Raw genomic sequence first — 23,733 nt, 5'->3', positions numbered from 1 at the left:
CGTATCTAGATCTCATCATCGTTGCGGTGGGCTCGGTCGTGCTCGACAATCCGCTCGACCGCCTGATCTACCGGGACACCGTTGATCTGTTCGCCGCCGCGGAGTCGGAACGAAACCGCACCCGCTGCCTCGTCCTCGCCCCCCGCAATCAGAACAACCGGAATCTTGTCCTTTGAAGCGTTACGGATCTTCTTGCCAAACCGATCATCGGATTTGTCGACCTCGACCCGTAGGCCCTCTTTCTTGAGCTTCTCGGCGATTTCATCACAGTAGGGGTCAAAGGCATCCGCAACTGGGATGAGCCGAACCTGAACGGGCGCCAACCACAGTGGGAAAGCCCCGGCGTAGTGCTCGAGCAGGATCGCGAAAAAGCGCTCGATTGAACCAAATAGAGCCCGGTGAATCATCACGGGACGCTGACGGGTCCCATCGCTCTCCGTGTACTCCAGGTTCAGGCGTTCGGGGGTGTTGAAGTCCAGTTGGATGGTGGACATCTGCCAGGTTCGTCCAAGCGCGTCACGCGCCTGAACTGAGATCTTCGGTCCGTAGAAAGCCGCACCGCCCGGGTCATCCACCAGTTCAAGTCCGGTCTCTTCAGCGACCTCTCGCAAAGTGTCCGTGGCTTCTTCCCAGATCTCATCAGAACCGAAGTATTTCTCGGGGTTCTTCGTTGACAACTCTAGATAGAAATCGTTCAGACCGTAGTCCCGCAGAAGATTCAGGACGAACTCCAAAACCTCGCGTATCTCTGCTCGCATTTGGGAACGAGTGGTGTAGATGTGTGCATCATCCTGCGTGAAACCACGAGCCCTGGTAAGACCGTGGACCACGCCCGACTTCTCGTACCTGTAGACCGTTCCGAACTCAAAGAGTCTCATCGGTAGGTCGCGATAGCTTCGCCCCCGCGAGGCAAAGATCAGGGAGTGCATGGGGCAGTTCATCGGCTTCAGGTAGTAATCGAAGCCCGCCTTGCGTACCTCCCCCGTTTCCTCGTCAATTTCCTCATCGACGTGGAGAGGAGGGAACATGCCGTCCTTGTACCACTCAAGGTGGCCGGACTGCTCAAAAAGAGTGCCTTTGGTTATGTGCGGGGTGGAAACAAAGTCGTATCCTGCTGCGACGTGCTGTTTGCGAGAGTAGTCCTCTAGCTCCATTCGGACTGCCGCACCCTTTGGGTGGAAAACGGGCAAACCCGATCCGATTTCGTCGGGAAAACTAAACAGGTCAAGTTCTGCGCCGAGGCGACGGTGATCACGACGTTCTGCTTCTGCGATCCGTTCCTGATACTGCCTAAGTTCCTCTTTTGTGGGCCAAGCCGTGCCGTAGATGCGTTGCAGCTGCGGGTTCTTCTCGCTCCCACGCCAGTACGCTCCGCCGGATCTGGTCAGGGCGAACCCATTGCCCAGATACTTGGTCGAGGGAACGTGGGGACCGCGACACAGGTCCTTCCACGCAACTTCACCGCCGCGGCGGACGTTGTCATACATGGTTAGTTCGCCCGCGCCGACCTCAACAGATGAGCCATCCTCGTCATTCGAACCGCCCTTTAGCCCAATAAGCTCCAGCTTGTAGGGTTGGTCGGCCAGTTCTTCACGTGCTTCCTTGTCCGAAACAACGCGACGGCGAAAGGTCTGATTCTCCTTAACGATCCGGCCCATGGACTTTTCAAGCGCGCGGAGATCCTCGGGATCAAAAGGAGCGTCAACACCAAAATCGTAGTAGAAGCCGTCGGTGATCGGCGGGCCGATCCCGAGGTCCACCTGTGGGTTTTGTTGCTGAACCGCCTGGGCGAGGACGTGCGCGGCACTGTGGCGCAGAATAGAAAGTCCCTCGTCGGAATCAATCGTGACCGTCTCGACTTCAGCTCCCTCAGGGATCGGGACGAACAGGTCCTTTGTCTCACCGTTGACCCGCATTGCAACGATGTTCCTGTCCTTACCGAATAGATCCAATCCGGTGCTACCAGATTCGACTTCTACCTGGTTTCCGTCGATGACTGCAACGAAGGTTGCCACTGTGTCTCCCAAGAGGTTCGGAATCGGCCAAATGGCCGCACTACAGGGTCCAATGATAGTCGTGCACAGTAGTGGAACGAACTTCAGGGGCTGTGCAGACCGTTACCCTAGGGGCCTAGAACTCCTCGTGCGTCGCTGGGTCGATATCAAGCACCCTGTGTCCGTTGACACCAAGGTCGGTGATTGCAGTTACCTCATCGGCAGCGAGCTCAAGACTTTGTGCATTGAAGTTCGCGATCTGACGCTCAAGGCTGGAGGACTTCGGAATCGGGACGACGCCGCGGGCCATGTGCCACGCCAACACGACCTGAGCGGGAGTCGCAAAGTGGTTGTCGGCGATCTCAATGATCACTGGCTCGTCAAGCAGGTCTTTGCCCCGCCCCAGCGGAGACCATGCTTCAGTGATGATTCCCCTACTGGTGTTGTACTCTACTGCTTCTGTGTCAGGGAAGTATGGGTGAAGTTGAAGCTGGTTGACGGCCGGCAAAACTCCGGTCTCGCTTTCAAGGCGTTCGATGTGCTCCGGGAGGAAGTTCGACACCCCGATCCACCGAATGATGCCACGTTCCTGAGCATCAACCAGCGCCCTCCATGCTTCGACGTACTTGTCGACTCTTGGAAGCGGCCAGTGAATCAGGTAGAGATCAATCTGGTCAAGGCCCAGCCGGAACAGGCTTTCTTCAATGGCTTCTTTGGCCCGGTCATAGGCGTGATAACGTCCGGGAAGTTTCGAGGTTATGATCAGGTCCTCGCGTGGAACTTCGGTATTACGGACGGCCTCACCCACGGCGCCCTCGTTGTCGTAATTGAACGCGGAGTCGATTAGGCGATAGCCCGCACTAATCGCAGCATCAATTGCGCCTGCCCCATTTTCCCCGTTCAACCTGTAGGTTCCCAGACCAATTTTCGGCAGTTCGACACCACCTTGGAGCTCGGTTCGGACTGTATTGCTCACTGAGTCAACCTCTTCCTAAAGACCTCTGTTCTTACAGTCGATAGTAGTGGTGCCGCTCCAGTTTGTAACGACCCAGGCGGGCCATTACGGCCCTTCTATGGCTATGGACACCGCAGCGTGACCAGCCGATGTCTCCCCAGCACACTAGTGGGATTGCGGGGAGAGTCCATTGGTTGAAAAATGTACAGCGTAAGCGATGGGTATTCACGCGACTAGGGTTCAAGCCTCGCCAACTAACCACAACTCGGCAAATCAATGATCCGTCGGCCCCGACCGCGCGACATGAAGAGAAGGGAACATCGCCATGGGTATCAATGAGATTGAGGTCACTACTCTCCGCGGAGAGCAGACGACGTTCGGGAAACTGAGCGATGGGAAGGTCGCACTGGTCGTCAATGTCGCTTCGCGTTGTGGGCTCGCCCCGCAATACGAACAACTTGAGGAATTGCAACGCACCTATGGAGATCAGGGGTTCACCGTCATCGGGTTCCCTAGTAACCAGTTCCTACAGGAACTAAGCAAGTCCGAGGACATTGCGGAATACTGCTCGGCAACCTGGGGGGTGACTTTCCCGATGTCCGAGAAAATCAAGGTCAACGGTAAGAACGCCCATCCTCTGTATAGTCAACTAACTCAGGCGCCCGATGACGCAGGCAAGGCTGGTCGTGTGATCTGGAACTTTGAGAAGTTCCTCGTGCATCCCGACGGACGAATCAGGCGCTTCCGCCCAAGGACCCTCCCTGATTCGCCCGAGATCATCGAGACCATCACCGCATGGACCGCTGAACTCAGTGATGGCAAGCGGGATAACGAGTAGCTTTCAGGACGCCGGGAGTCTCGTTGGGAGTATCATGCAGGGCCGGCTATTGCCGCGCGTGTTCTGCCAGATATGCGCGTAGCTGCGACGCATCACCTTGCATTTCCACCACGTACTGCTGAGCCTCAAGCATTTGTTGCAACCCGTCACTGAGCGGTACTTCGACACCGATGGCTTCGTCAATAGTCTCAGCGAACTTCTCAGCTTTGGCGGTCTCAAGTACCAACATCGGGACACCATTTTCGACGTGTTCTCTTGCGACTTTGACTCCATCAGCGGTATGAGGATCGATAATTTCCCCCGCTTCCTCGTACACCGACTTGATGGTGTCCAAACGATCAGAGTGTGTCGATGAGCCACTTACAATTCCGAACTCGCTCTCAAACCTCGGCTGCTCAACGGAGAGATCGACAAAACCCTGTTCTTCAACATCGCCGAAGAACTCGAGCAAACGTTTCGGAGAATGCTCGACAAGATCAAAGATAAATCGTTCAAGGTTCGATGCTTTTGAAATATCCATGGACGGGCTGGAGGTCGCATACGTCTCGGCGGCGCTACGCGGCCGGTAGATACCGGTACGGAAAAACTCATCGAGCACATTGTTTTCGTTAGTGGCGAGCACCAGTCGTCGAATAGGCAGGCCCATCGCCCTTGCGTAGTGACCGGAGAGGATGTTTCCGAAATTTCCTGAAGGAACCGTAAATGATACTTCAGCCGGACCAGAACTATCGGTGGCACGGAGCCAGGCCCAGAAGTAATAGACCATCTGTGCGGTGATACGTGCCAGGTTTATTGAGTTCACGGCACCTAGATTCTGTGCACGCTTGAAATCCAGGTCGCCCGCAAGTTCCTTCACAAGGTTCTGGCAGTCATCGAAGACTCCGTCGACCGCAATGTTATGGACGTTCGCATCATTCAGGGAATACATCTGGGCTCGTTGAAAGGCACTCATGCGACCCTGGGGGGAAAGCATAAACACAGAGATCCGGTCTTTGCCGCGCAGTGCATACTCCGCTGCGGACCCCGTATCTCCGGAGGTGGCGCCGAGGACGTTCAATACGCGGTCCTGCTCATTCAGCACGTATGGAAGAACCTGGCCAAGGAACTGCATTGCCATGTCCTTGAACGCCAGGGTCGGGCCTTCTGAAAGACCAATGAGGGTTACGCCGTCGCCAACCGGGCGAAGTGGAACTACGGGATCGGGAAAGGACGCATAGGCATCCGCCGCCATCCGATCAATTTCTTCACGGGGGATATCGGTGGCGAACCGCGAAATAACCTCAGCGGCGAGTCTCGGGTAGCTCAACTCTCGCCAGGACTCGAGGGTCTGGGTATCCACCATGGGCAGGCTCTCCGGCACGGCGAGTCCCCCATCAGAGGCCAGTCCTTCAAGTAGCACTTCGCTGAAAGCCTGCGGCGTCATACTGCCGCGCGTGGAGATGTACTTCAACTCGACTCCTCCATCAGAACCGGGACTGCCGTCTGGTGGGCCGTACTGGGATCGAACCAGTGACCTCTTCCGTGTGAAGGAAGGGGGATGGTATTGTGGTAACTAGCAAAACCGCGTGATTCCAATCTTTCTTGATGCCCCACAGTGCCACGAGATACCATTGGGGGACCGATAATGACTCCCAGAATGACACCCATATAACACCTCTTCCGAAGGGAACAGTACCATGGCTCGGGACAAAGGCTCAGGTAGCGTCTACTACGACAAACAGCGCGACCGATGGAGGGGTGCGCTGGAAGTCGGATACAACACCAAGGGCAACCGTCGACAAGTAAGAGTTTCAGCGCGCACCAAACGTGAATGCATTCAGAAGCTTGCGGATAAGCGTCGTGAACTCGCTGTCTCTGGCCCGCCCGCTGAGGACGTGCGGGAGCAGACCACCATCAAGGGGTTCTCGGACGAGTGGTTGAAAGACGAGGTTGAAAGGCTGGACCCGTCTGCCTATGACACGACTAAGGCGGCGGTGTCGAACTGGATTGTGCCGACCATTGGCAAGCGCCGCCTAAACTTGGTGACCGCTCGGGATGTGCGGTCCGTGCACACGGCGATCCGAGATGCTGGCCGGTCAGAATCCACGGTCGCTAGGTACCACGGCGTGCTGATGCGCATGCTGAAAGACGCGGCCAGGGACGGCTACCCTATCCTCCAATCAGCGCTCCTTGCAGAGTCTGTGGCACCCGGCAAGTCTGACCGTGACGCCATCCCCTTAGAGCATGTCGCCTTGATACTGGAGCAAGCGCGCCTGGAGCCGGACTACTCACGATGGCTGGCCGCATTCCTGGAAGGGTTACGTCCTGCTGAGGCTTTGGGCTTGGAGTGGGATCGCGTGGACTTTGAGCGCGGCGCACTGGAAATCTCCTGGCAATTGAAGGCACTCCCCTACAACAAGCCGCGAGACCGATCCTCTGGGTTCCGCATGCCCCGAGGGTATGAGTCCAGACAGATTGAGCACTCCTGGCATTTCGTGCGCCCGAAAACCGATGCCGGTGACCGGTGGATACCCTTGCACTCTGCGCTAGCGGCTGAGCTTCAGGCATGGCGGGAAGAATGCCCGTCGGACACGCTGGTTTGGCCTAATATCACTGGCGTCCGGGCGCGCGCCTACGGTGGCCCCAGGGAGGACAAGCCAGACCGGGCAACGTGGAAACGGCTCTGTGAACAGGCCGGAGTCCCCGACTACGACCTGTACGCCGCCCGCCACACTACGGCGTCCCTACTGCGGGATATGGGTGTGCCCGAAGAGATCATCACCATGATCATGGGACACTCCTCAATGCTCTCCACCAAGGCGTATATTCACACGACGATGGCTAAAGCGTCGAAGGAGCTAGAGCGGGCCACCAAGCAGATCACGGGACACGCCTAGAAACCGGCCAGTCGAAGCTCACGCCGCGAACAGTTCGCGCGCTAGCACACGCCGATAGGCTTCGATAACCCAGCGGGGAAGCTCCAAAGCGGAAGCGATGTAGGGAAAATCGTTGATTGTTTCCTGAGTGGACATTCGGTCGGGTTGCTAGGGTTGCTTTATGAAACACCCTGAACAACCTCTTAACGAGTTGTTCTACGGGGATAACCTCGATGTTCTTCGGACATTGCCGTCCGAGAGTGTTGACCTGATCTACCTAGATCCCCCGTTCAACTCGAACCGGAATTATTCGGTGATTTTTAACAGGCATGGCACCAAGAACGCTGACGTGTCGGCCCAGATTCAAGCGTTCGAGGACACTTGGCGTTGGACCCAGAAGACTGAGCAGGATTATCTCGAGTTCATTGCTACTGCGCCTAATGAGGCGGCTAACGCCCTAACGGCGTTCCGTACGCTGCTTGGAGAGAACGATGCGAGTGCCTATCTGGTGAATATGGCTCCTCGCCTGGTGGAGCTGCACCGCGTTCTCAAGGACACAGGATCGCTGTACCTCCATTGCGACCCCACCATGAGCCACTACCTAAAAATCCTTCTCGACGCCATTTTTGATCCCCGCAACTACATCAACGAAATCATCTGGGCCTACAAGTCAGGCGGAGCCTCGAAAAAGCACTTCGCACGAAAACACGATGTCATCCTTTTCTACGCAAAGGACTACCGAAACAAGTTCTTCGACATCCAAAAAGAAAAGTCATACAACCGCGACTACAAGCCCTACCGATTCAAAGGTATCAAGGAGTACGAGGACGACAGAGGTTGGTACACGCTCGTAAACATGCGCGATGTCTGGAACATCCCCATGGTCGGACGAACGTCGGCCGAAAGGCTGGGATACCCGACCCAGAAGCCTCTAGCCCTACTAGAGCGAATCATCGAAGCTTCCACCAACCCCGACGACGTGGTTCTGGATCCCTTCTGCGGGTGCGGGACGACAATCGACGCCGCCGAGAAACTTGGCCGACACTGGATCGGGATCGACATCACCTACATTGCCGTGGACTTGATAGTGAAGCGCCTTGAACACACTTACGGGGCAGGAATTAGGGACACGTTTGAGGTTCTTGGTATGCCGAAGGATCTTGCCGGAGCCCAGGCGCTCTTCGACCGTGACCCGTTCGAATTTGAGCGGTGGGCGGTGTCCCATATCGGCGCGCAACCAAACGAACGCCAGGTCGGTGACCGTGGCATCGATGGGGTTTCCCTCTTCCCACTGGATACCAAGGGACGGAAGCTAGGGAAAGTCCTGGTATCGGTAAAGGGCGGAAAGACCGTGACCCCGTCAATGGTTCGTGACTTGGCTGGAACGGTGGAGCATACGACGGATGCACATTTGGGTGTGCTTGTGACGATGGGGCCGTTGACTCGGGGCAGCCAGGAAGCGATCGACAGGTCGGGTTCCTACTCGTTCCCGGTGAATGGGCAGCCGTACCCGCGGTTACAGCACATTAGTGTTCCAGAGATTCTGCAGGGGATGCGCCCCTACCTACCGCCGACGTATCTGCCCTACATTGAAGCGAAGCGGCAGAAAGTGCAGGTTGATGCTGGGAGCCTCTTCTAGCTAGTCCTGATAAACACACGCGGATAAACCCTCCCACTCTCGAACAGACGTTCGATTCTGTCGGGCCCTTCACCTAACGTTTAGGCATGGACAAGCGAAGCGGCCCCCGACCCGAAGACCGAGGACCGCCGATGTGTTTGTGATGACCTAATCGATTCGACGCCGGAGCTCTGCTAGAAGTTCATCGGCGGGAATCTTTTCTAGGTACTTTGAGTCTTTGAGTGTTACCTCCTTTAGTTGCGCTTCTGCGTTGGTGAGTAGCCCGGAGACTACTAGAGCGTGAATCACGTTCGCGTTGTAGGCGCGGGCGAGTTTCACGGCGAATGCAGGATCAGCTTTTGCTCCCTGCTTCCAGCGGGTGAACGCCGACTTATCAAACCCAGCCTTACTAGCGGCTTCGACATAGTTGTCATTGCCGATGAGAGTCTGGACGTAAGTCCACCATTCCGTTTCTTTATGTGATGTGCTCACACTCCCAGCATAGTTGCACGCGCGCAACAGTGCAAGGGGTGGAACATCCCAACTAATAGTTGCGTAGGCACTATGCATTGTCTATGATGATTGTAATGCTCCACTCCAGTGTTGGACTGGACCAAACCAAAAGGAGGAATCTTGGCAAACACAGGGTCCACTATTACCGTACGCCAACAGTGGGCGCAGAGAGCAGCGCAAGACGCCGGAGGCGTTGTTGCTTGGGCCGAGGCTCTCGGGATTGACAAATCTACTGCATCGCGTCAGCTAAAGGGCGGCGTAGAGGCAAGCCCGAAGTTTATTGCGGCTGTCCTGACCCGCTACCCGGTAACCTTCGACGCCGCTTTCGATGTGACAGCAGAGGAAGCAGCGTGAACATTTCGTTGAAGGTAAGGGTTGTCTGCGACCAAACTGGACAATCCGTCGAGCTTGACCAGCGCGACCTTGGTGCTGTCGTCCTGTCGAGCATACTCAAGGACCTACTCAAGGCTGGATGGAGCGTTAGTACATGGCGTAATTGTTACGGCGAGTTCTCTACTCACCACCTTGCGGCTGATGGATGGAGAATCATTCAGGAACGCGCAGATGGTGCTAAGCGCGAGGTCCGTAAAGGGCTAAATCGCAACGATATTTGGGTGACCGCTCCCGGCGTAGAACCCAATCCACCTTTCACAAAATCCGCGCTCATTGCGATGGAAACACAGTCTCAATTCAAAGAGCCTGCGGTGCCCGTCTCGCGGGTAAAGCTCCTCGAAGATCAGGTCGCATACCTGACCTCACAGCTTCAACGGCAAGTATCTGCCGACTAATTGAGGGCTTGAAAGGAGGGGGTTTGTCGGTATGGGTACAGGCATCAGTGTCCTTGCCTTAGTGCTAGCTCTGTGGGGCTTGAATGAGGCTCGAAGGGCCCACCGTTACGTCAGCGAAATGCTGCGCGAAGACGAAAGTCAGTCGTAGTAATGGGCACCTTCATCAAGCCGCTCCATGCGCACAGACGGGATGAACCGCTGTCGATACTTTCGACCGGCCTTGTCTCTGAACTCCAACCGCAGAAGCGAAATCCCTTGCGGGCCCTTTTCCTTGAAAAAGTCGAAGTCCGTACAGAAGGTCACAAGCTGCCCCTTCCCCAAAGACTTGGACTTAGGAGTCTCTGGCGGCACAGAAGCGAGGGGCACGCTCTCTCCCCGACCAAAAAGCGGCCACAAAGGATGCTGGATTCTAGCTCGGATGTGGCGGGCCGGAGACTCCCCAACGTTCCTGACATAGAAGTAGGTCCTCTTGTCCTCCTCGCCCCAAAAGGTCTCCAAGACCAGTTCGGGCCCTTTATACAGGGCGACCTGTCGCCTCGTGTGGCTCGCGTAAACCGCCGTAACCACAGACACAACGATGGCCGCGAGGGGCAGCGCGTTTTGTCCAATCCAGTCCATTTTCCCAGCCTACTAACGAAAAGTGCCCTCGGACTGCACTCCGAGGGCTGAAAGGAAAGAACAATGAATGAGCTAATCCCTTTCGACTTCCAGGGTAACAACGTCCGCGTTGTCCTGGTAGACGATGAACCGCACTTTGTGGCTAAGGACGTGGCAACCGTCTTGGGCTACGCCGAGCCTAGCAGCGCTATTAGACAGCATTGCCGTGGGGGTGCGAAATACACCCCCATCATTGACAGTCTTGGTCGCACTCAGGAGGCGCGGGTAATCCCCGAGTCGGATTTGATGCGGCTGATTGTGTCCTCGAAGCTCCCCGCCGCTCAAGAGTTCGAGCGCAAAGTATTCGAAGACATCCTCCCTCAGATTCGTAAGACCGGCTCGTACGGCCAGGTGCAACGGTTGGAGGGTCCGGCGCTTCTCGCGGCGGCGGTCCTTGAAGCCCAAGCGATGATCCAGTCCCAAGAAAAGCAAATCGAGGCGGCCGACAAGTACATCGCGGACAATCAGCCCAAAATCGATTACGTAGACCTGTATGTCACTGATGATGATCTGCTGACTATCCGCCAGGTCGCTAAGAGTCTGGGCGTGCAGGAAACCATTGTCAGGGAAGCCCTACTAGAGCATGACTGGATCTACTGTGAGACGGCTTCCCGATGGTCGGAGAAAGACCAGAGCAAGGTCATTCAGCGCCGGTACTCCCCCAAATCACACAAACGCGACTACTTCCGCACCGTGCAACGCCACGAAGCGCCCCGGTTCAAAGGGCAGGTGGATCACACGCTAAAGATAACCGCGCCCGGAGCTAAAGCAATCGGACAGGCCCTCAAGAAATGGGGACTCCTCGAAAACCAACTAAACGAGGTGGCATCATGACGGCCCTGGTCACTGGGAAAGTTTTGTACGCGGTCAGTGTTGACGCTAGCTCGAAGGTGCCGCCATCGTCGGGCTGGTCGGAAATACCGCCCAAAGTGGAAGATTTTGAGTTTCCACTCAAGAAGCCTGTCCGCGTCTGGGTCAAGACTGAGGTGGCGAACTGCCACACCTTCCCGAAAGCGGCGTTTTGGCTGACACCCCAGTCAGTCTTCTTCTGTAAGGGTTACGCGCCTCCCCACCATGAGTCCCCCAAAGTAGTTAAGCCAACTTTGCGCGACTTCCCCGTTCGCCATGACTCCCAGATGGTTCGTGATTCCAGATTCCAAGATTTTGACGGCGACACTCAGCGCGTCCAGCTTCGCGTTAATGGCATCGACGTAAGCCTTGGCCTCCGGGGGGACGTCTCCCATCTGCTCGTTGATCTCAGCGAACGTGTCTCGCAGGGTCTCAAAAACGGGTGTGGTCACAGCGTTGACGTTTGTGTCTGTCAGGTCGATTTCACTCATGATTCTTCTCCTTCGATATGCACCCAGCTAGGCACTGGGTCTGAGGCTGATAGCGGGTTTTCTTCTCCCCGCCACACTGCCGAGCATATCGGAGGAGAACCCCAAGGCGAGGGGGAACAGTGATGACAGTTCAGAAGCTCTCGTACACGTATGAGGACGCGGAAGATGCGACAGGTGTCAGTGTCCGCTCACTGAAAAGGGCCGTGAGTTCTGGGGAGCTAAAGACTCTGAATCCAAGAATCAAGTCCGACACTCCCCTACGCAGGGTCCTCATTGACCCGGCTGAGTTGGAGCGGTGGCTTCACAACAAGTAAGTCGTGTCGCCTGCACCCACAGGCGACAAGTAAGTGATTGGCAGGAAAGGGAAAGCATATGAGTAAGCAGGGGAAAACGGTGGATTGGGATCGGGTGCGGGATGCGTCTGCTGACCTGTGTTTGGCGGCGAGCAACCTTAGTGTCCGTCTGAGTCACACGCGTCCGACTGAGGCTCCGTTGGCGGTTGAGGCGGAGCGGGATCAGATGGTCGCTGAAGTGTTGCGACTGTCGGACGAGCTGCGGGAAGCGTTGAAGCCTCGCAAGCCGAAGAAGTTGAAGGCGCCGGGTAAGCCGCGGGTTGGCGAGAGAGTTCCTGCCGCCGTGTACGTGCAGGACGGGAAGCCCGTCGTCGCAACAGTCGAGTAAGTAAATGGCCCCGGATGTGTGGTCCGGGGCAGGCAGGAAATACCTATTAGGAAGGTTATCAGGCTGATGCAGGAAGAAAAAGTAGTGCAGGCGTTTACGGCTGGGCCGGTGGTGTCCTGTGAGTGAGGTGATGATTCCGGCTTCTACGGTGGCTTTGATTACGCAGTGGGATGGCCGGTTGGAAGTTCGCGCACCGGATGATGTGCCGGTTGATGCCCTGATTTTTGCGTTGCGTCGTTGTGCGAATGGTTTGGCGAAAGAGCTTCGGGAAGCTGAGGCGAGCTGATGTTTTCTCTGATCAATGTGCTATCGGCGTGGGCGGCTGTTTGTTTGCTCGTGTATGCGGGCCACCGAGCTTTGAAAGCGAGGGGCAAGCAATGAGTGCGGCAATCGCTTTCGCGCCGGACGAGTGCCTGCTAACTCGCTGCCACCGGACGGCTTTGTCTGACAGCGAGTATTGCGGGACGCACAGTCGCCCGCAGGTGCGCTTCGAGGGTGGACGCGTCGAGGTGTGGCATGTGGACCGGCGTGATCCTACGGAGTGGGTATTAGTCCTTGATCTTGTCCCGCAGGTGGCTTTGGAAATGGCTAATGACATCAGTGATTGGGCGACATTGGCGATCCGTAAAGCCGACTACTTACAGGCGGTGAAGCCATGACACTGCCGGAGAGTAACTGGATGCCGATCCCCTGCTGGGTGGCAGACGTAATTCGCACCCGCCCGGACATGCACCCGAATTCTAGCCGCACCGACCTCTCAGGCGAGTTTGGCGACCCATGTGTTCACACCGAATGGGGTTTGGAGTCCGGGGAGCCACGGATGCGGGAGTGGCGGTATCCCTCACCGTGCGACGGTGAACCAGACCTTAGGCCGTGTGAGCACCTAGCAGTCAGGACCACGCTATGACCTACCTGCACCCGGAGCCGCCAACTGATCCGCCGGAGTACGTGGATTACGACGAGTTAGCAGACCTCCGTGAAGCCGCTGAGTTGCAGCGGTGGGAAGAAGAAAGAGACATGAGCTTATGAGCGATCTGATCACTGAGCCTTGCGTAATCGAGGGTATGGACGAAGCCCAGTACCACGCTGACCCTGTGAAGGGTGGCAGTCTCAGCTACTCGGGTATGAAGCAGCTACTAAAAAGCCCCGCGCATTACCGGCATTACATGGATCAGCCGCGCGCGGAGAAGAAGGTTTTTGACGCGGGTCATATCATTCACGCCCTGGTTTTGGGGACCGGCCTGGATGTGGCAGTGATCCCTGAACACATGCTCGCGTCGAATGGTGCCACGTCCACGAAAGCCGCGAAGGACTTCATTGCCGATGCGCGTCTGGATGGCATGGTGCCGGTGAAGGAATCCGAACTCGCCCCATTGAAGGCTGTCGCTGAGGCAGCCCTGACGCACCCAGCAGCACGCACACTATTCGAGTCTGATAGTCCCGCTGAGTTGTCAATGTTTGCGCCCGACCCAGAAACAGGGGTGTGGCTCAGGGGGCGCGCAGACAAGATCAGTGAGCTTGACGGGGAGACCGTGATCGTGGATTTGAAGACCACAACGGACGCTGACCCTAAAGAGTTCAACCGGAAAGACGTGGCGAAGTTCGGCTACTACATTCAGGCGGTTGTGTACCCGCGTCTCTGGCAACTCACACACGAGGACACTCCGATGCCGGGAATGCTTTTCGTCGCCGTCTCCAAAACCGAGCCCTATTTAGTCAGCGTTAACTCCCTTGACTGGATGTACGACGACCTAGGCACCAAGGCCATGCGTGAAGCTATTCGCCGCTACCAAGACGGCGTGCTCACCGGTGATTGGCCCGGATACACCGAGCAAGTCACCGAGCTAACCCCTCCCTCTTATCTCGTCTACGAAGACGACGAAGAAATCGAGATCGACTAATGGATATTTCATCGACTATTGAACCAGCCGGAGACCAGCTCGACGCGGCGGAGTTGACTGAGCCGCGCACTTTCACTATCGACCGAGTGTCGAAAGGCAGTAAAGAGCAGCCCGTGAACTTGCATCTAGTCGAACTGGGCGGGCGCGCATGGAAGCCGTCTAAGAACGTGCGCCGCCAACTGGTCGCCGCTTGGGGCAAAGACGCAAGCCAGTACGTGGGACACCGCGCCAGGTTGTATTGCGACCCAAATGTTCGATACGGGAAAGAAGCTGTTGGCGGCGTCCGTATTGAAGCACTGAGCCATATTGATAAGCCGGTGACCACGGCGATTATCGAGACGCGGGGCCGGTCAAAGATGGTCACCGTCCAACCCCTCCCCGACGCACCCTCGGCTCCGGCAATCACTGTCGCGCAGGTTCAGGCTTGCACGGACATGGACGAGCTTCGGGGCATGTGGAATCAGGCATCCCCCGACGTGCAACAGGCGATCATGGCCCGCAAAACCGAGCTAGAAGCACACCCCGCTGACCCGGCGCGTGACACGAACAGCCCATACGAGGCCGGTGATGCGCAGTGATTGAGCAGAGCCTATTTGACCTTCCACTCGCAGAGTACAAGCCGAAAGAAAAGGAAGCTGCGCCTGTAGACGAGGAAGCCCTACAAGACCTGGCTTTTCTCTACACGGCCACAGAGCGCGGGAACTCCACGGGCATCCGGTTCGCCGCATCCCGCGAAGACGCCCGCAAATGGTGCGACTCGCCGCAGTCGAGAGGTTATCTGCACGGCACCCGATGGGCGTATTTCTTCACTTCCGCCTGGAATTATGTGCGCCACTATCGGGGTGATGCTGACACCTATAAGGGGTACGGCTATCAGCTTGATATTCGCGGTGAGCGGGACAACGGGACTTGGGACGAGCGCATCGAGTCCACGGGATGCAAGATCGTCCGCTTAGAAGAACTCCCCGACCTGTTAGAGCCGCTGGGTGTGCGCGTTTTCCATGACCCAATCGCGCTCTATAAGGAAGCGAGAGCCGCATGAATTGGCGACTAAAGGCCAAGTGTGCGGGCGCGGATTCTGAACTGTTTTTTGATCGCGACCGCACCCGTGAAGCGAAAACGTTTTGTGCGGAATGCCCTGTAGCCGCGTTTTGCTTACAGGCCGCACTCAAAACCGAAGGGAAAGCTGACAGTAAATCAAGGTTCGGCGTGTATGGCGGGAAAACACCCTTGGAGCGATACCGGATCGAAAACAACATTCGCCCGCCCCGTCCCACCACGCCCGCATCCAGGCTCACCAACCTGTCCTGCGCCATATGCGGACTACTCATGGAAAACGTGCCCGCCAACAAAAAATACTGTCCTGACTGCAAACGCCTAGTCAACATCCAAAACTCACGCAACCGCAGGAGCAAACTCCGCCAACAAAGGACGGCGAAATGAGTGCCATTGAAGCAGTCTTCACAGTCAACCGGACGCAATGGAAAGCACTCCGCGCGAACGGCCCACACGGGAACCCTTACGCGCAATCCAATGCGAAGAAACAGTTACGGTACGCCGCGAAAATCTGGGCCCAAAACTACCGGAATAAGGGCGGACAACAGCTTCAACCCCCCGCGCATTGCGTCGCCTACGTGCAATACCCAACCAGGGCGAAAGCCGACCCGAGCAACGCCCAAATCGTCGCCAAACCACTAGTCGACGGGTTAGTGGACGGCAGGTTGCTAGTAGAGGACCATTCAGAGGTTTTCACCGGGCCAGACATGCGCCGCGACACTAAGGCTTCTGTCCCTGGGTTCTGGGGAATCCGCCTCGTAATCACCGAGATACAAGGGAAGGAAGACTGATGGGTGAGGTTCTTCGTTTCCCGAAAGAGCGTGTCCGGCATTCCCTGTCTTGGACTCGCCCACTCCCAGCACTCTGGGACGGCATGCCGATCACGTGGGAGCCCTTCGAACGCGACTACGGCTACGTCCAACTCTGCTCCCCCGTGATCGGCTGGAATCACCCTGTGGTTTGTCCCGGTTGTCATCAGGAATGGCCGCCGAAATGGAGTGCTCGCGGCCTCAACAGTCGGAATCTTTGGGAACTATGGGTTGAGCGCTGCGAATACTGCGGACACGACCAGATCACCGAATTCAACAACAACTTCACCGTGTGGGATCTGGACGAGTCAGACTACGGGCCACTCGGCTCAAACCCTCCACCCGAAAACCAACCACAGGAGGCGCTTTTCTAATGGCCGACGAATACGGGAAAATGTTTAAACGGATTTGGGGTGACCCTGATTTCCGGGCGTTGGTCGGCGCCGAGCAACTCATGTACGCGAAGCTGATTAGCCAGTCTGATATTTCCCTTGCCGGGGTTGTCACTGCTGCTCCTACTAGGTGGGCGAAGCAGACGGCTGGCACGTCGGTTGGTGCCATTCAGGACGCTTTGGATGGGTTGGAGCGCGCCCGGTTCATCATCGTGGATGAGGACACGGAAGAGATCCTGGTTCGGTCTTATATTCGCGCTGACGGGTTGTGGAAGTCGTCTAAGACGATGAAGGCAATCAGTGGGGCAGTCAAGCGGGTTCTGTCTAAGAAATTGCGTTGCGAGATTAGTCGTGAGCTTGCTCGCTTGGACACTTCTGGGTTGACGGAAGAGACCGCGAATGGGTTTCGGTCGCGTGACTACATTGAGGGTCTGATCGGAAATCTGATAGCGGAATACCCTATCCCGGGAGCTTGTCAAATAGTTTGTGTTTGGGGGTTAGTAAATGTGGGGGTTGACGCGGTCGGGGTAGGCGACTGCGAGTTGGGCTAGGGCTTGTTTCCAGTTGGTGGTTACATGTCCTTGGATTAGTCTTCCTGATGCTTTTCGGTCTTTACCTCTCTTTCCTTTATCTCGTTGTCTTTCGGCCGCTCTTTTGTCTTCGATGTTGCAGATCCCAAGCCATAGCAGTTTCACTGCCGCTTCATCGTTTGGGAACTGGCCGCGGTTCTTACTGATTTTGCGTAGCTGGTAGTTCAGTGACTCGATCGCGTTGGTCGTGTAAATGACGCGGCGTAGCTCTGGGGGGAACTCCAGGAACGGGGTGAACCGGTCCCACGCTGACTGCCAAGTACTCACCGTCGCGGGGTTCTTTGCCCCCAGATCGCTCTTCGCGAAAGCGCTGAGTGCTTCGGCCGCGGCGTCGGCATCAACGGCCGTGTAAATGGGTCTAAGCGCTGCGGAGACCTTTTTACGGTCTTGGTAGTTCACGAACCGCATCGAGGCGCGAATCAGGTGCACCACGCAGGTCTGGACTATGGTTTCAGGCCAGGTAGCTTCCACGGCTTCGGGCAGGCCGGTGAGCCCATCACAACAAACAATGAGGACATCGGCTACGCCGCGGTTACGCAGATTAGAGCACACCGAGGCCCAGAAACTAGCGCCTTCGTTGTTTTGAACCCAGATCCCCAGGACGTGTTTGACACCGTCCATGTCAACGCCAATGGCGATATGAGCGGCTTTAGAACGCACATGAGATCCATCCCTGACTTTCACGCGGATCGCGTCTAGATACATGACGGGGTAGAACTCATCCAGGGGCCGTTTTTGCCATTCCAGGACGGCCTCTAACACGGCGTCAGTGATGTTCGAGATCGTCTCGTGGGATAAGTCAGTGCCAATGGTCTGGCTCAGGTGCCACTGGATTTCCCTTATCGTCATTCCCCCCGCATAAAGGCTGATGATCATGTCATCTAGGCCTCCCAGACGCCGCGATCCTTTCGGGACCAGGCGCGGGGTGAAAGAACCATCCCGGTCCCTTGGTATCGAGACCTCAATCGGGCCTACCTCGGTGGCAACTGACTTAGGGTATGAGCCATTCCTTGAGTTCGCAGCCCCTACGGCTTCCTTAGATTCCCGATCGCCCGCAGCGTAACCCAAATGCGAGGTCATCTCCGCTTCTAAACCGCGTTCCAAAGCAGTCTTGATCAGTGCGGGAATGAGACCGCCATCGCCTGTTAGTTCCACTTCACCGCTATCAATGCGGGCAAACAAATCAGCCAGAGCCCCAGAATCCTCAAGCTCTTTCGCTAAACGATTTGTTGCCTCACTGTTCTTATCAATCAAATCGATCTCGTCCAAATCAATCGTTCGTGTATCCAACGCCAGCACAGCCTTTCAGATCAAGCCATACACAAACAATCTGACAGGCTCTATCCCGGACCTGGTGCCTGTGGATAACTCCGTTTCAGATACTCCTATATATGGGGTATCGGATACCCTATCGGATACCGCATCAGATGGACTATTCCCGAGTGGTCGCTTAACAAACGCAACTGCAAACGCAACTGCAAACGCAACTGCAAACGCAACTGCAAACGCAAATAAGGTCGAAGATTCTGACGAATCCCCGACGACGGCTGTGGATAACTTTCAGCGCGAAGACATAACCGAGATTCTGGACCTCCTCGACGAGGCGATCACCCTCAACGGATTCACCAAGCCGAACCGCACTAAAGGCAACCTAGACGCCGCTCGCCTGCTCATCGACCACGACCAGCGGCCCATTGAGGAAATCCGGGCCGCGATCGCCTACCTGCCGTCTGATGAGTTCTGGCGAACCAACATTCGCAGCATGTCGAAGCTCCGCGAGAAATGGGACCAGCTCAAAGGGTCCGCACAGAGAAACCAATCCAAAGCTCGCCATGGACCACGCAACGTCAACGAGCGAATCCAAGACATGTACGCGGTCGCCGCCGAAGCAGACCGACGCATAGCCGGACAACAAGCACTGGAGGCCGCGAAATGATCACTGTCACGAAAGCAACCGAGATCGTCCAGCACTTCATCGACGCTGGAGCGCTCGGGGCTGGATCACTCGCTCAAGGAGTCACCTGGGCGCAAATCATCAACGACCCCGTCCACGGCGTACCTGACCTCGCGGACCATGACGCGATGAGTGCCGCGCTAGAGGCCGGTCACAAGTGGGCGGCGGAAGGCCGTAGCTGGAAGATCGACGCCTACCGGTACGTGCAGGCGGTGAAGAATATTCGCCGTGACCGGATCGAGGTTTACAAGCGCCTCAACGGCACTCCTGCCCCCGAAGGCGACCTGTCTGGCATCGAGTACGCGGCCTGGCTGACTGCTGCCAACCGAGCGATCGCATCCGGTGAAACATCCCGCGAAACCGTGGAGGGCATCGCATATGCGGCAATCAACCGCGAACCACCCCAAGAATCACCCGCCATCACTGGCGGCACCATCCCAACCCTGAAAGGAATCCCAGCATGACCACCCTTGCCCCTCGTCCTGGCCCTGACAAGATGCCGAAGCATCGCGTGTCGCGCGTGCAGGATGTCCGCTACCACACGCACGCAGACGAAGCCTTGCACCCCGAGTCCTGCCTGCGATGCAAAACCCTCACCGACAAATACGCAAGCAAGGAGAACAACTAATGTCCGCGAAAGTTACTGTCACGGGGAATCTCGGACAAGACCCGCAAATCCGATACACGCCGTCCGGCCGCGCGGTCCTTGACCTGAGCATTGCTGCCACACACCGCGCCAAAAACAAGCAGACCGACCAGTGGGAAGACCGAGGCGAACCCCTATGGCTGCGCGCCAGCTTTTGGGGAGACCAAGCCGAAACCCTCGCCCAGTCACTGGCGAAGGGCGACAAAGTCACCGTCGAAGGAGCCCTCGTCATCGAAAAATACTCGGGACGCAACGGCGACGGCATAGCCTACATCCTCGACTTCCCCCGCTTCCTGGGCGTGATCCCGAAGGCCGGGCAACAGTCCTCCCCGCAAGCCTCCTATGCCGCCCCCACTAGCGACCCGTGGGGTGCGCCCGCCGAGACACCTCTCGTGGACGTGGCCCCCGACTATTCACGCGTGGACCCACCTTTTTAGGAACCCACGCAGAGGCTGACGTTAAAGCACCGACCATCCCGCACCCAAGCTAGGAGACCTAAACCATGACATCGATTCCGCTACGCAATACAGAGTTACGCGAAACAGCCGAAATGGATATGAAAAGCGTCCCCCTCAACGAGCGAGAAACAACAATCAACATTCCCGGCGACGGAAGCGAAGTAATGATCTGGACGAACATCCCCAGAGACATCCGCGCGTTCCGAAGCAAAGCCCCGAAAGTGAGCGAACTGAAATCAGGTTTCCAAGGGACAACGGAATGGGCAGAGTTCCGGGTCGCTTACAAGGACTTCAATCCAGCTAAAGGCGTGAGAAACACGCGCCAACTCACCGAGGAACAACGACAGGCCGTGGCAGACCGATTCCGCGCGTTCCGCGAAAACCAGACGGAGGCGGCGTGATGACTCACCGTGACGAAGCGTTACGCATTTTGGATGAAGCCGACCGGGAAGTGAGCGAAAACTGGCTTTACAACACCGGTGAGCACAAAGCCGACATGATCGCGCAAGCCCAAGTACACGCCCTCCTCGAAATCGGGGAACAACTGCGGGTCGCGAATCTGATCGCCCTCTACCAGACGACAGGCCCAGACGACCAGGCGGGCGGCGAGTTCGCATCCGAAGCATACGACCACCTCGCCGGGGCCGAGGTACGCCAGACGCTAGGAGTAGACCAGTGACCGGGTTTGTCGCGATCGTCGTGGTTTTCCTCGCAGGCATCCTCTTCGCCGCTCTCCTACTCGGTGACCCCCAATGATCACCATCACGGCCCTCATCGCCATCACCAGCCTATGCGTGGCACTAATCCTCGCACTCACCTACCAGAAAGACAGACAACCATGAGTGACATCAGCAGGCTAGTGGTTGCTTGGGTGTCAACCCAGCAACGACATTTCTACAACTCGACGCGCGGCATAGCGACCGTGGAACAACGCCTGGCGTGGGAAGCAGAAGCAGAACAAATCATCGCAGATCACGAGTCCGAGATACGTGCTGACGAACAGCGAAAGGCCCTAGAAAAACTGTCAGCCCGCGTCGCCCGCAAGGAAACCGAATGGGACCGCCAACCCGGCAAACACGCGGCGGGCATGTCCCACGCAGCCGGGAAGATACGCGTCTACATCTCCGAACAAATCGAGAAAGGGAAAAGGCCATGAGTGCCGGATTACGTCGCAAATACAAGGTTCGTCGAGTCTCGGACCCTAAAGGCAAGCACAAGAAATGCGCCTATTTCGTGCTCGACCCGGCCCATGACCCCATAGCCCGCGAAGCTCTCCGCCTCTACGCGATCCGCACACCAAACCGGGACCTAGCCCACGACCTACACGACTGGATAGACAAAATCGAAGGAGAAAACCAGTGACCACGAAGCGCTGTGAATGGTGCGGCAAACAGCGCCGCAAGTTCTCCACCTGGGAACAAAAAACCATCAGCACCGGCAAGTGGGAGCCGCTGTGTGATGGATGCGCTACCCGAAGACTCAACAACCCATGGAACGCCCTACTTGGCATGCGAAAGATCGGAGAAACCAATGCTCAGTGACCAGGAAATGCGGGCCCTCGCAGACAAAGCCACAGAAGGGCCATGGGCTGCCTGGCTAGACCAAGACGGCACCCCCCATATGCAAGGGCGACTCATGGTCGGCAACTCTGAAGGAGTAATCCCTGAGGGTGAAACATTCATCGACGGGGTAGAAATCAACCCCGTTGCCGAGTGCTACACGCCTGAGGATCGCCAGTTCATCGCCGCCGCCCGCGAATGGGTGCCCGACGCGCTCACCCGGTTCGCGGCTATCCGGGAGCTACACCAGCCGGATTGGTCTGACTGGGATATTGACCATCCCGAAGAAGAAGCGAATTGCACTTGCGGCTACAACGGCTCTTACAGCGAATGCCCGACCGTGCGAATCCTCGACAGGAGCGAATCGTGAGGCGTTGGGAAATCAGGTTCACATCGGGACGCATCGAAACCGTAGACGGATACCGAACCAGGACCGAAGACGGCGTCCTCCGAATCCGCACCACCCACGACACCGCCTACACCGAAGAATGGGCGAACTACCCGCTAGCAAACATCGAATCATGGAAAGAAATACGACGATGACTGAAATACCAGACGAAGCAGTTGATGCAGGTTCGAGAGTCGCATGGTTTGAGGACTACGGAAACATGACTGGTTACGACAGCCCCGAGAACCTGGACCGAGTAAATTATGACGACCGGACTCTAGCTATCCTCAAAGCCGCCATGCCCCACATCCGAGCACAGATCGCGGCAGAAATCCGGGCAATACCTATCGGTGACTTCCGAACATATGACTGCCTACCCAGCGACTACGCAAACATGGGACGTGCCGGAATGAAAGAAAAAGCCGCCAGGATAGCGGAAGGGAGCGGGGAATGAGCGTCGAACAGTTAGAGCGTGACCTGCTGGTCACCGCGAAACGCGAAGAGCAGCTCGCCATCAACAAGCGCCGATCAGTCATCAACCATTCGTTGGTGCTCCACCGCGACAATCCCAGCGTGACCGACATGGAAGCGATGTTTGGTCAGCTCCGCCGCGCCGGAATGCCAGACCACGCGACCCTGAAAATCGACACAGCGATGAACCATGTCCGCTTCTGCGCGACTTGGAGCACAGACCCGAAGGAGACCGACCGATGACTGACATTCCAGAAGTCGCTGTGGAAGAGCCTTCTGCCGAAATAGTGGAGCGTGTCGCGGCGACAATCTACGGGAAGCCACATTGCGACAAGCACCCATGCGAGGGATGCGACTCCGAGCGGAAAGAGGCGCGAATGCACCTCATGGCAATTGCACCCATCATCCGCGCGCAGGTCGCGGAAGAAATACGGGCGATACCCGTCGGTGACTTCCGAACCTACGACTGCCTACCCAGTGACTACGCAAACATGGGACGCGCCGAAATGCGAGAAAAAGTCGCCCAGATCGCGGAAAGGAGCGGGGAATGAGCCTAAAAGTTGTGTGGACCTGCGACGAATGCGAAGAATCCACAGTTGAAACCACGCAAATGCACCGTGTGGAGCTAGAGGCATTTGCCACCTCCCACGAACTCTACGGCGGTGGAATGAGCGACCTCAGGGGGTTTGAAATCAACGTTGTTGACGACGGTGAAGGTTGGCTGATCGATGAAAACCCCGCTTCTGGGACCAAGTACTTTTGCCCAACATGCAAGATCGGGGCGACCAATGAGTGAGTTCACGCCAACCACGAAGCAAGTACGCAAGATTTACGCGACATGGAAATACGAAGACCCCGAACCCGACGAAGACATGCTCACCTTCATCGGAGAGTTCGACCGGTGGCTAGCTGAGGTGCAAGCCGCAGCGTGGATGAGTGGATACTACACCGGGAAACGCGACTACGCGGGCAGCATCACCGGAGGAATCCCGATAAGCACACCCAACCCCTACCAGGAGACAGACCAATGAGTGCGATAAAGGGGCAGATCGTCGCCGCATCATGGGAAAACGGCCACCGAAAAGTCGAATGCGACCTAGAAGACTGCCCCTGCCCAACCCACGAAGAATCACCGCTACCACCAGGCACCTATGTCACCGTGCGACTACCCGAAAATACGCCTATCGGCCTGTGGAATGTCTACATCACACGACAAGAAGAGGAGGCCAACCGATGATTGACCACTCGATTTGCTACCCATGCAGACTCG

The 23,733-nt window shown here is 56.8% G+C and carries 40 protein-coding genes; 33 read left to right on the top strand and 7 right to left on the bottom strand.

What is annotated here, in order from left to right:
• Window positions 1–5 precede the first annotated feature (5 nt).
• Window positions 6–2,015 (bottom strand): threonine--tRNA ligase, encoded by a 2,010-nt coding sequence (thrS, locus tag U6G28_09060; GenBank protein ID WRS29663.1) that lies wholly within the window; start codon window positions 2,013–2,015, stop codon window positions 6–8.
• A 115-nt stretch (window positions 2,016–2,130) separates the two neighbouring features.
• Window positions 2,131–2,970 (bottom strand): aldo/keto reductase, encoded by an 840-nt coding sequence (locus U6G28_09055; protein WRS29662.1) that lies wholly within the window; start codon window positions 2,968–2,970, stop codon window positions 2,131–2,133.
• 304 nt (window positions 2,971–3,274) lie between these two features.
• Between U6G28_09055 and U6G28_09050 the strand changes: the two genes are divergently transcribed.
• Window positions 3,275–3,787, top strand: coding sequence for a glutathione peroxidase (locus tag U6G28_09050; GenBank protein WRS29661.1), 513 nt, complete (start codon window positions 3,275–3,277; stop codon window positions 3,785–3,787).
• A 46-nt stretch (window positions 3,788–3,833) separates the two neighbouring features.
• Here the strand turns inward: U6G28_09050 and thrC are convergent, their stop codons facing one another.
• Window positions 3,834–5,237 (bottom strand): threonine synthase, encoded by a 1,404-nt coding sequence (gene thrC, locus U6G28_09045; protein ID WRS29660.1) that lies wholly within the window; start codon window positions 5,235–5,237, stop codon window positions 3,834–3,836.
• 226 nt (window positions 5,238–5,463) lie between these two features.
• Here thrC and U6G28_09040 point away from each other — a divergent pair, with 226 nt between their 5' ends.
• Together U6G28_09040 and U6G28_09035 are read left to right on the top strand one after the other, a co-directional pair.
• Entirely contained in the window at window positions 5,464–6,663 is a 1,200-nt protein-coding gene (locus U6G28_09040) for a tyrosine-type recombinase/integrase (protein WRS29659.1), read from the top strand.
• A gap of 160 nt (window positions 6,664–6,823) precedes the next feature.
• A complete protein-coding gene (locus U6G28_09035; protein WRS29658.1) occupies window positions 6,824–8,281 on the top strand; it encodes a DNA methyltransferase in 1,458 nt (485 codons plus the stop codon).
• A gap of 147 nt (window positions 8,282–8,428) precedes the next feature.
• Here the strand turns inward: U6G28_09035 and U6G28_09030 are convergent, their stop codons facing one another.
• Window positions 8,429–8,752: a hypothetical protein gene (locus tag U6G28_09030; GenBank protein WRS29657.1), complete on the bottom strand. Its 324-nt coding sequence runs from the start codon at window positions 8,750–8,752 to the stop codon at window positions 8,429–8,431.
• Window positions 8,753–8,893: 141 nt separating this feature from the next.
• Here U6G28_09030 and U6G28_09025 point away from each other — a divergent pair, with 141 nt between their 5' ends.
• On the top strand, window positions 8,894–9,127 hold the full coding sequence (locus U6G28_09025) for a hypothetical protein (GenBank protein WRS29656.1): 234 nt from the start codon (window positions 8,894–8,896) through the stop codon (window positions 9,125–9,127).
• Window positions 9,124–9,561 carry a hypothetical protein gene (locus U6G28_09020; protein WRS29655.1) on the top strand — a complete coding sequence of 146 codons (438 nt, stop codon included), beginning with the start codon at window positions 9,124–9,126 and terminating at the stop codon, window positions 9,559–9,561. The genes U6G28_09025 and U6G28_09020 overlap by 4 nt, the downstream gene beginning before the upstream one ends.
• A gap of 138 nt (window positions 9,562–9,699) precedes the next feature.
• Here the strand turns inward: U6G28_09020 and U6G28_09015 are convergent, their stop codons facing one another.
• Window positions 9,700–10,179, bottom strand: a complete 480-nt coding sequence (locus U6G28_09015; GenBank protein WRS29654.1) for a hypothetical protein — start codon at window positions 10,177–10,179, stop codon at window positions 9,700–9,702.
• A 63-nt stretch (window positions 10,180–10,242) separates the two neighbouring features.
• Between U6G28_09015 and U6G28_09010 the strand changes: the two genes are divergently transcribed.
• Window positions 10,243–11,052, top strand: coding sequence for a BRO family protein (locus U6G28_09010; protein WRS29653.1), 810 nt, complete (start codon window positions 10,243–10,245; stop codon window positions 11,050–11,052).
• 203 nt (window positions 11,053–11,255) lie between these two features.
• Here the strand turns inward: U6G28_09010 and U6G28_09005 are convergent, their stop codons facing one another.
• On the bottom strand, window positions 11,256–11,558 hold the full coding sequence (locus tag U6G28_09005) for a hypothetical protein (protein ID WRS29652.1): 303 nt from the start codon (window positions 11,556–11,558) through the stop codon (window positions 11,256–11,258).
• 122 nt (window positions 11,559–11,680) lie between these two features.
• Between U6G28_09005 and U6G28_09000 the strand changes: the two genes are divergently transcribed.
• From U6G28_09000 to U6G28_08950, 11 genes are all read left to right on the top strand, one after another.
• Window positions 11,681–11,872 carry a hypothetical protein gene (locus tag U6G28_09000; protein ID WRS29651.1) on the top strand — a complete coding sequence of 64 codons (192 nt, stop codon included), beginning with the start codon at window positions 11,681–11,683 and terminating at the stop codon, window positions 11,870–11,872.
• A gap of 58 nt (window positions 11,873–11,930) precedes the next feature.
• Entirely contained in the window at window positions 11,931–12,239 is a 309-nt protein-coding gene (locus tag U6G28_08995) for a hypothetical protein (GenBank protein WRS29650.1), read from the top strand.
• Window positions 12,240–12,369: 130 nt separating this feature from the next.
• A complete protein-coding gene (locus tag U6G28_08990) occupies window positions 12,370–12,525 on the top strand; it encodes a hypothetical protein (protein WRS29649.1) in 156 nt (51 codons plus the stop codon).
• A gap of 91 nt (window positions 12,526–12,616) precedes the next feature.
• On the top strand, window positions 12,617–12,898 hold the full coding sequence (locus tag U6G28_08985) for a hypothetical protein (protein ID WRS29648.1): 282 nt from the start codon (window positions 12,617–12,619) through the stop codon (window positions 12,896–12,898).
• 244 nt (window positions 12,899–13,142) lie between these two features.
• The gene (locus U6G28_08980; GenBank protein WRS29647.1) at window positions 13,143–13,268 is read left to right on the top strand and encodes a hypothetical protein; all 126 of its coding nucleotides are present in this window, start codon (window positions 13,143–13,145) and stop codon (window positions 13,266–13,268) included.
• On the top strand, window positions 13,265–14,140 hold the full coding sequence (locus U6G28_08975; protein WRS29646.1) for a PD-(D/E)XK nuclease-like domain-containing protein: 876 nt from the start codon (window positions 13,265–13,267) through the stop codon (window positions 14,138–14,140). Before U6G28_08980 ends, U6G28_08975 begins: the two co-directional genes overlap by 4 nt.
• Window positions 14,140–14,718 carry a hypothetical protein gene (locus U6G28_08970; protein WRS29645.1) on the top strand — a complete coding sequence of 193 codons (579 nt, stop codon included), beginning with the start codon at window positions 14,140–14,142 and terminating at the stop codon, window positions 14,716–14,718. The genes U6G28_08975 and U6G28_08970 overlap by 1 nt, the downstream gene beginning before the upstream one ends.
• Window positions 14,715–15,182, top strand: coding sequence for a hypothetical protein (locus U6G28_08965; protein WRS29644.1), 468 nt, complete (start codon window positions 14,715–14,717; stop codon window positions 15,180–15,182). The genes U6G28_08970 and U6G28_08965 overlap by 4 nt, the downstream gene beginning before the upstream one ends.
• A 397-nt stretch (window positions 15,183–15,579) precedes the next feature.
• Window positions 15,580–15,987: a hypothetical protein gene (locus U6G28_08960; protein ID WRS29643.1), complete on the top strand. Its 408-nt coding sequence runs from the start codon at window positions 15,580–15,582 to the stop codon at window positions 15,985–15,987.
• Window positions 15,987–16,379: a hypothetical protein gene (locus tag U6G28_08955; GenBank protein WRS29642.1), complete on the top strand. Its 393-nt coding sequence runs from the start codon at window positions 15,987–15,989 to the stop codon at window positions 16,377–16,379. The genes U6G28_08960 and U6G28_08955 overlap by 1 nt, the downstream gene beginning before the upstream one ends.
• Window positions 16,379–16,948, top strand: coding sequence for a hypothetical protein (locus U6G28_08950; GenBank protein ID WRS29641.1), 570 nt, complete (start codon window positions 16,379–16,381; stop codon window positions 16,946–16,948). The genes U6G28_08955 and U6G28_08950 overlap by 1 nt, the downstream gene beginning before the upstream one ends.
• On the opposite strand, the gene U6G28_08945 is transcribed toward U6G28_08950, so the two are convergent.
• The gene (locus U6G28_08945) at window positions 16,895–18,247 is read right to left on the bottom strand and encodes an IS256 family transposase (GenBank protein WRS31224.1); all 1,353 of its coding nucleotides are present in this window, start codon (window positions 18,245–18,247) and stop codon (window positions 16,895–16,897) included. The two genes, U6G28_08950 and U6G28_08945, sit on opposite strands and share 54 nt — an antisense overlap.
• 94 nt (window positions 18,248–18,341) lie before the next feature.
• On the opposite strand from U6G28_08945, the gene U6G28_08940 reads away from it, so the two are divergent.
• The 16 genes from U6G28_08940 (at window position 18,342) to U6G28_08865 (ending at window position 23,700) form a co-directional block, all read left to right on the top strand.
• The gene (locus U6G28_08940; protein WRS29640.1) at window positions 18,342–18,923 is read left to right on the top strand and encodes a hypothetical protein; all 582 of its coding nucleotides are present in this window, start codon (window positions 18,342–18,344) and stop codon (window positions 18,921–18,923) included.
• Window positions 18,920–19,405, top strand: coding sequence for a hypothetical protein (locus U6G28_08935; protein ID WRS29639.1), 486 nt, complete (start codon window positions 18,920–18,922; stop codon window positions 19,403–19,405). The genes U6G28_08940 and U6G28_08935 overlap by 4 nt, the downstream gene beginning before the upstream one ends.
• A 163-nt stretch (window positions 19,406–19,568) precedes the next feature.
• On the top strand, window positions 19,569–20,024 hold the full coding sequence (locus U6G28_08930; protein ID WRS29638.1) for a single-stranded DNA-binding protein: 456 nt from the start codon (window positions 19,569–19,571) through the stop codon (window positions 20,022–20,024).
• A 65-nt stretch (window positions 20,025–20,089) separates the two neighbouring features.
• On the top strand, window positions 20,090–20,446 hold the full coding sequence (locus U6G28_08925; GenBank protein WRS29637.1) for a hypothetical protein: 357 nt from the start codon (window positions 20,090–20,092) through the stop codon (window positions 20,444–20,446).
• Complete coding sequence (locus tag U6G28_08920) at window positions 20,443–20,724, top strand: hypothetical protein (GenBank protein WRS29636.1); 282 nt, start codon at window positions 20,443–20,445, stop codon at window positions 20,722–20,724. Before U6G28_08925 ends, U6G28_08920 begins: the two co-directional genes overlap by 4 nt.
• Before the next feature lie 159 nt (window positions 20,725–20,883).
• Complete coding sequence (locus U6G28_08915; GenBank protein WRS29635.1) at window positions 20,884–21,201, top strand: hypothetical protein; 318 nt, start codon at window positions 20,884–20,886, stop codon at window positions 21,199–21,201.
• Complete coding sequence (locus U6G28_08910; GenBank protein WRS29634.1) at window positions 21,198–21,407, top strand: hypothetical protein; 210 nt, start codon at window positions 21,198–21,200, stop codon at window positions 21,405–21,407. The genes U6G28_08915 and U6G28_08910 overlap by 4 nt, the downstream gene beginning before the upstream one ends.
• Window positions 21,404–21,586, top strand: coding sequence for a hypothetical protein (locus U6G28_08905; protein ID WRS29633.1), 183 nt, complete (start codon window positions 21,404–21,406; stop codon window positions 21,584–21,586). The genes U6G28_08910 and U6G28_08905 overlap by 4 nt, the downstream gene beginning before the upstream one ends.
• Window positions 21,576–21,974, top strand: a complete 399-nt coding sequence (locus U6G28_08900; GenBank protein WRS29632.1) for a hypothetical protein — start codon at window positions 21,576–21,578, stop codon at window positions 21,972–21,974. Before U6G28_08905 ends, U6G28_08900 begins: the two co-directional genes overlap by 11 nt.
• The gene (locus U6G28_08895; GenBank protein WRS29631.1) at window positions 21,971–22,147 is read left to right on the top strand and encodes a hypothetical protein; all 177 of its coding nucleotides are present in this window, start codon (window positions 21,971–21,973) and stop codon (window positions 22,145–22,147) included. Before U6G28_08900 ends, U6G28_08895 begins: the two co-directional genes overlap by 4 nt.
• Window positions 22,144–22,446, top strand: a complete 303-nt coding sequence (locus U6G28_08890; protein ID WRS29630.1) for a hypothetical protein — start codon at window positions 22,144–22,146, stop codon at window positions 22,444–22,446. Before U6G28_08895 ends, U6G28_08890 begins: the two co-directional genes overlap by 4 nt.
• On the top strand, window positions 22,443–22,706 hold the full coding sequence (locus U6G28_08885; GenBank protein WRS29629.1) for a hypothetical protein: 264 nt from the start codon (window positions 22,443–22,445) through the stop codon (window positions 22,704–22,706). Before U6G28_08890 ends, U6G28_08885 begins: the two co-directional genes overlap by 4 nt.
• Window positions 22,703–23,014, top strand: a complete 312-nt coding sequence (locus U6G28_08880) for a hypothetical protein (GenBank protein WRS29628.1) — start codon at window positions 22,703–22,705, stop codon at window positions 23,012–23,014. The genes U6G28_08885 and U6G28_08880 overlap by 4 nt, the downstream gene beginning before the upstream one ends.
• On the top strand, window positions 23,011–23,259 hold the full coding sequence (locus U6G28_08875) for a hypothetical protein (protein ID WRS29627.1): 249 nt from the start codon (window positions 23,011–23,013) through the stop codon (window positions 23,257–23,259). Before U6G28_08880 ends, U6G28_08875 begins: the two co-directional genes overlap by 4 nt.
• Window positions 23,252–23,494 (top strand): hypothetical protein, encoded by a 243-nt coding sequence (locus U6G28_08870; GenBank protein ID WRS29626.1) that lies wholly within the window; start codon window positions 23,252–23,254, stop codon window positions 23,492–23,494. The genes U6G28_08875 and U6G28_08870 overlap by 8 nt, the downstream gene beginning before the upstream one ends.
• Entirely contained in the window at window positions 23,491–23,700 is a 210-nt protein-coding gene (locus U6G28_08865) for a hypothetical protein (protein ID WRS29625.1), read from the top strand. Before U6G28_08870 ends, U6G28_08865 begins: the two co-directional genes overlap by 4 nt.
• The last annotated feature ends 33 nt before the right edge of the window (window positions 23,701–23,733 follow it).

Source organism: Actinomycetaceae bacterium MB13-C1-2, from assembly GCA_035621235.1.
Classification (GTDB): Bacteria; Actinomycetota; Actinomycetes; order Actinomycetales; family Actinomycetaceae; genus Scrofimicrobium.
This window is presented reverse-complemented; position numbering and strand designations above follow the sequence as displayed.

Bases quoted from the DNA above. Each gene is read 5' to 3' on its own strand.
- U6G28_09050 (WRS29661.1), top strand. From the start codon at position 3,275: ATGGGTATCAATGAGATTGAGGTCACTACTCTCCGCGGAGAGCAGACG.
- U6G28_09040 (WRS29659.1), top strand. From the start codon at position 5,464: ATGGCTCGGGACAAAGGCTCAGGTAGCGTCTACTACGACAAACAGCGC.
- U6G28_09035 (WRS29658.1), top strand. From the start codon at position 6,824: ATGAAACACCCTGAACAACCTCTTAACGAGTTGTTCTACGGGGATAAC.
- U6G28_09015 (WRS29654.1), bottom strand. From the start codon at position 10,179: ATGGACTGGATTGGACAAAACGCGCTGCCCCTCGCGGCCATCGTTGTG.
- U6G28_09010 (WRS29653.1), top strand. From the start codon at position 10,243: ATGAATGAGCTAATCCCTTTCGACTTCCAGGGTAACAACGTCCGCGTT.
- U6G28_09005 (WRS29652.1), bottom strand. From the start codon at position 11,558: ATGAGTGAAATCGACCTGACAGACACAAACGTCAACGCTGTGACCACA.
- U6G28_09000 (WRS29651.1), top strand. From the start codon at position 11,681: ATGACAGTTCAGAAGCTCTCGTACACGTATGAGGACGCGGAAGATGCG.
- U6G28_08995 (WRS29650.1), top strand. From the start codon at position 11,931: ATGAGTAAGCAGGGGAAAACGGTGGATTGGGATCGGGTGCGGGATGCG.
- U6G28_08990 (WRS29649.1), top strand. From the start codon at position 12,370: ATGATTCCGGCTTCTACGGTGGCTTTGATTACGCAGTGGGATGGCCGG.
- U6G28_08985 (WRS29648.1), top strand. From the start codon at position 12,617: ATGAGTGCGGCAATCGCTTTCGCGCCGGACGAGTGCCTGCTAACTCGC.
- U6G28_08980 (WRS29647.1), top strand. From the start codon at position 13,143: ATGACCTACCTGCACCCGGAGCCGCCAACTGATCCGCCGGAGTACGTG.
- U6G28_08975 (WRS29646.1), top strand. From the start codon at position 13,265: ATGAGCGATCTGATCACTGAGCCTTGCGTAATCGAGGGTATGGACGAA.
- U6G28_08970 (WRS29645.1), top strand. From the start codon at position 14,140: ATGGATATTTCATCGACTATTGAACCAGCCGGAGACCAGCTCGACGCG.
- U6G28_08960 (WRS29643.1), top strand. From the start codon at position 15,580: ATGAGTGCCATTGAAGCAGTCTTCACAGTCAACCGGACGCAATGGAAA.
- U6G28_08955 (WRS29642.1), top strand. From the start codon at position 15,987: ATGGGTGAGGTTCTTCGTTTCCCGAAAGAGCGTGTCCGGCATTCCCTG.
- U6G28_08950 (WRS29641.1), top strand. From the start codon at position 16,379: ATGGCCGACGAATACGGGAAAATGTTTAAACGGATTTGGGGTGACCCT.
- U6G28_08935 (WRS29639.1), top strand. From the start codon at position 18,920: ATGATCACTGTCACGAAAGCAACCGAGATCGTCCAGCACTTCATCGAC.
- U6G28_08930 (WRS29638.1), top strand. From the start codon at position 19,569: ATGTCCGCGAAAGTTACTGTCACGGGGAATCTCGGACAAGACCCGCAA.
- U6G28_08925 (WRS29637.1), top strand. From the start codon at position 20,090: ATGACATCGATTCCGCTACGCAATACAGAGTTACGCGAAACAGCCGAA.
- U6G28_08915 (WRS29635.1), top strand. From the start codon at position 20,884: ATGAGTGACATCAGCAGGCTAGTGGTTGCTTGGGTGTCAACCCAGCAA.
- U6G28_08910 (WRS29634.1), top strand. From the start codon at position 21,198: ATGAGTGCCGGATTACGTCGCAAATACAAGGTTCGTCGAGTCTCGGAC.
- U6G28_08900 (WRS29632.1), top strand. From the start codon at position 21,576: ATGCTCAGTGACCAGGAAATGCGGGCCCTCGCAGACAAAGCCACAGAA.
- U6G28_08890 (WRS29630.1), top strand. From the start codon at position 22,144: ATGACTGAAATACCAGACGAAGCAGTTGATGCAGGTTCGAGAGTCGCA.
- U6G28_08885 (WRS29629.1), top strand. From the start codon at position 22,443: ATGAGCGTCGAACAGTTAGAGCGTGACCTGCTGGTCACCGCGAAACGC.
- U6G28_08880 (WRS29628.1), top strand. From the start codon at position 22,703: ATGACTGACATTCCAGAAGTCGCTGTGGAAGAGCCTTCTGCCGAAATA.
- U6G28_08875 (WRS29627.1), top strand. From the start codon at position 23,011: ATGAGCCTAAAAGTTGTGTGGACCTGCGACGAATGCGAAGAATCCACA.
- U6G28_08870 (WRS29626.1), top strand. From the start codon at position 23,252: ATGAGTGAGTTCACGCCAACCACGAAGCAAGTACGCAAGATTTACGCG.
- U6G28_08865 (WRS29625.1), top strand. From the start codon at position 23,491: ATGAGTGCGATAAAGGGGCAGATCGTCGCCGCATCATGGGAAAACGGC.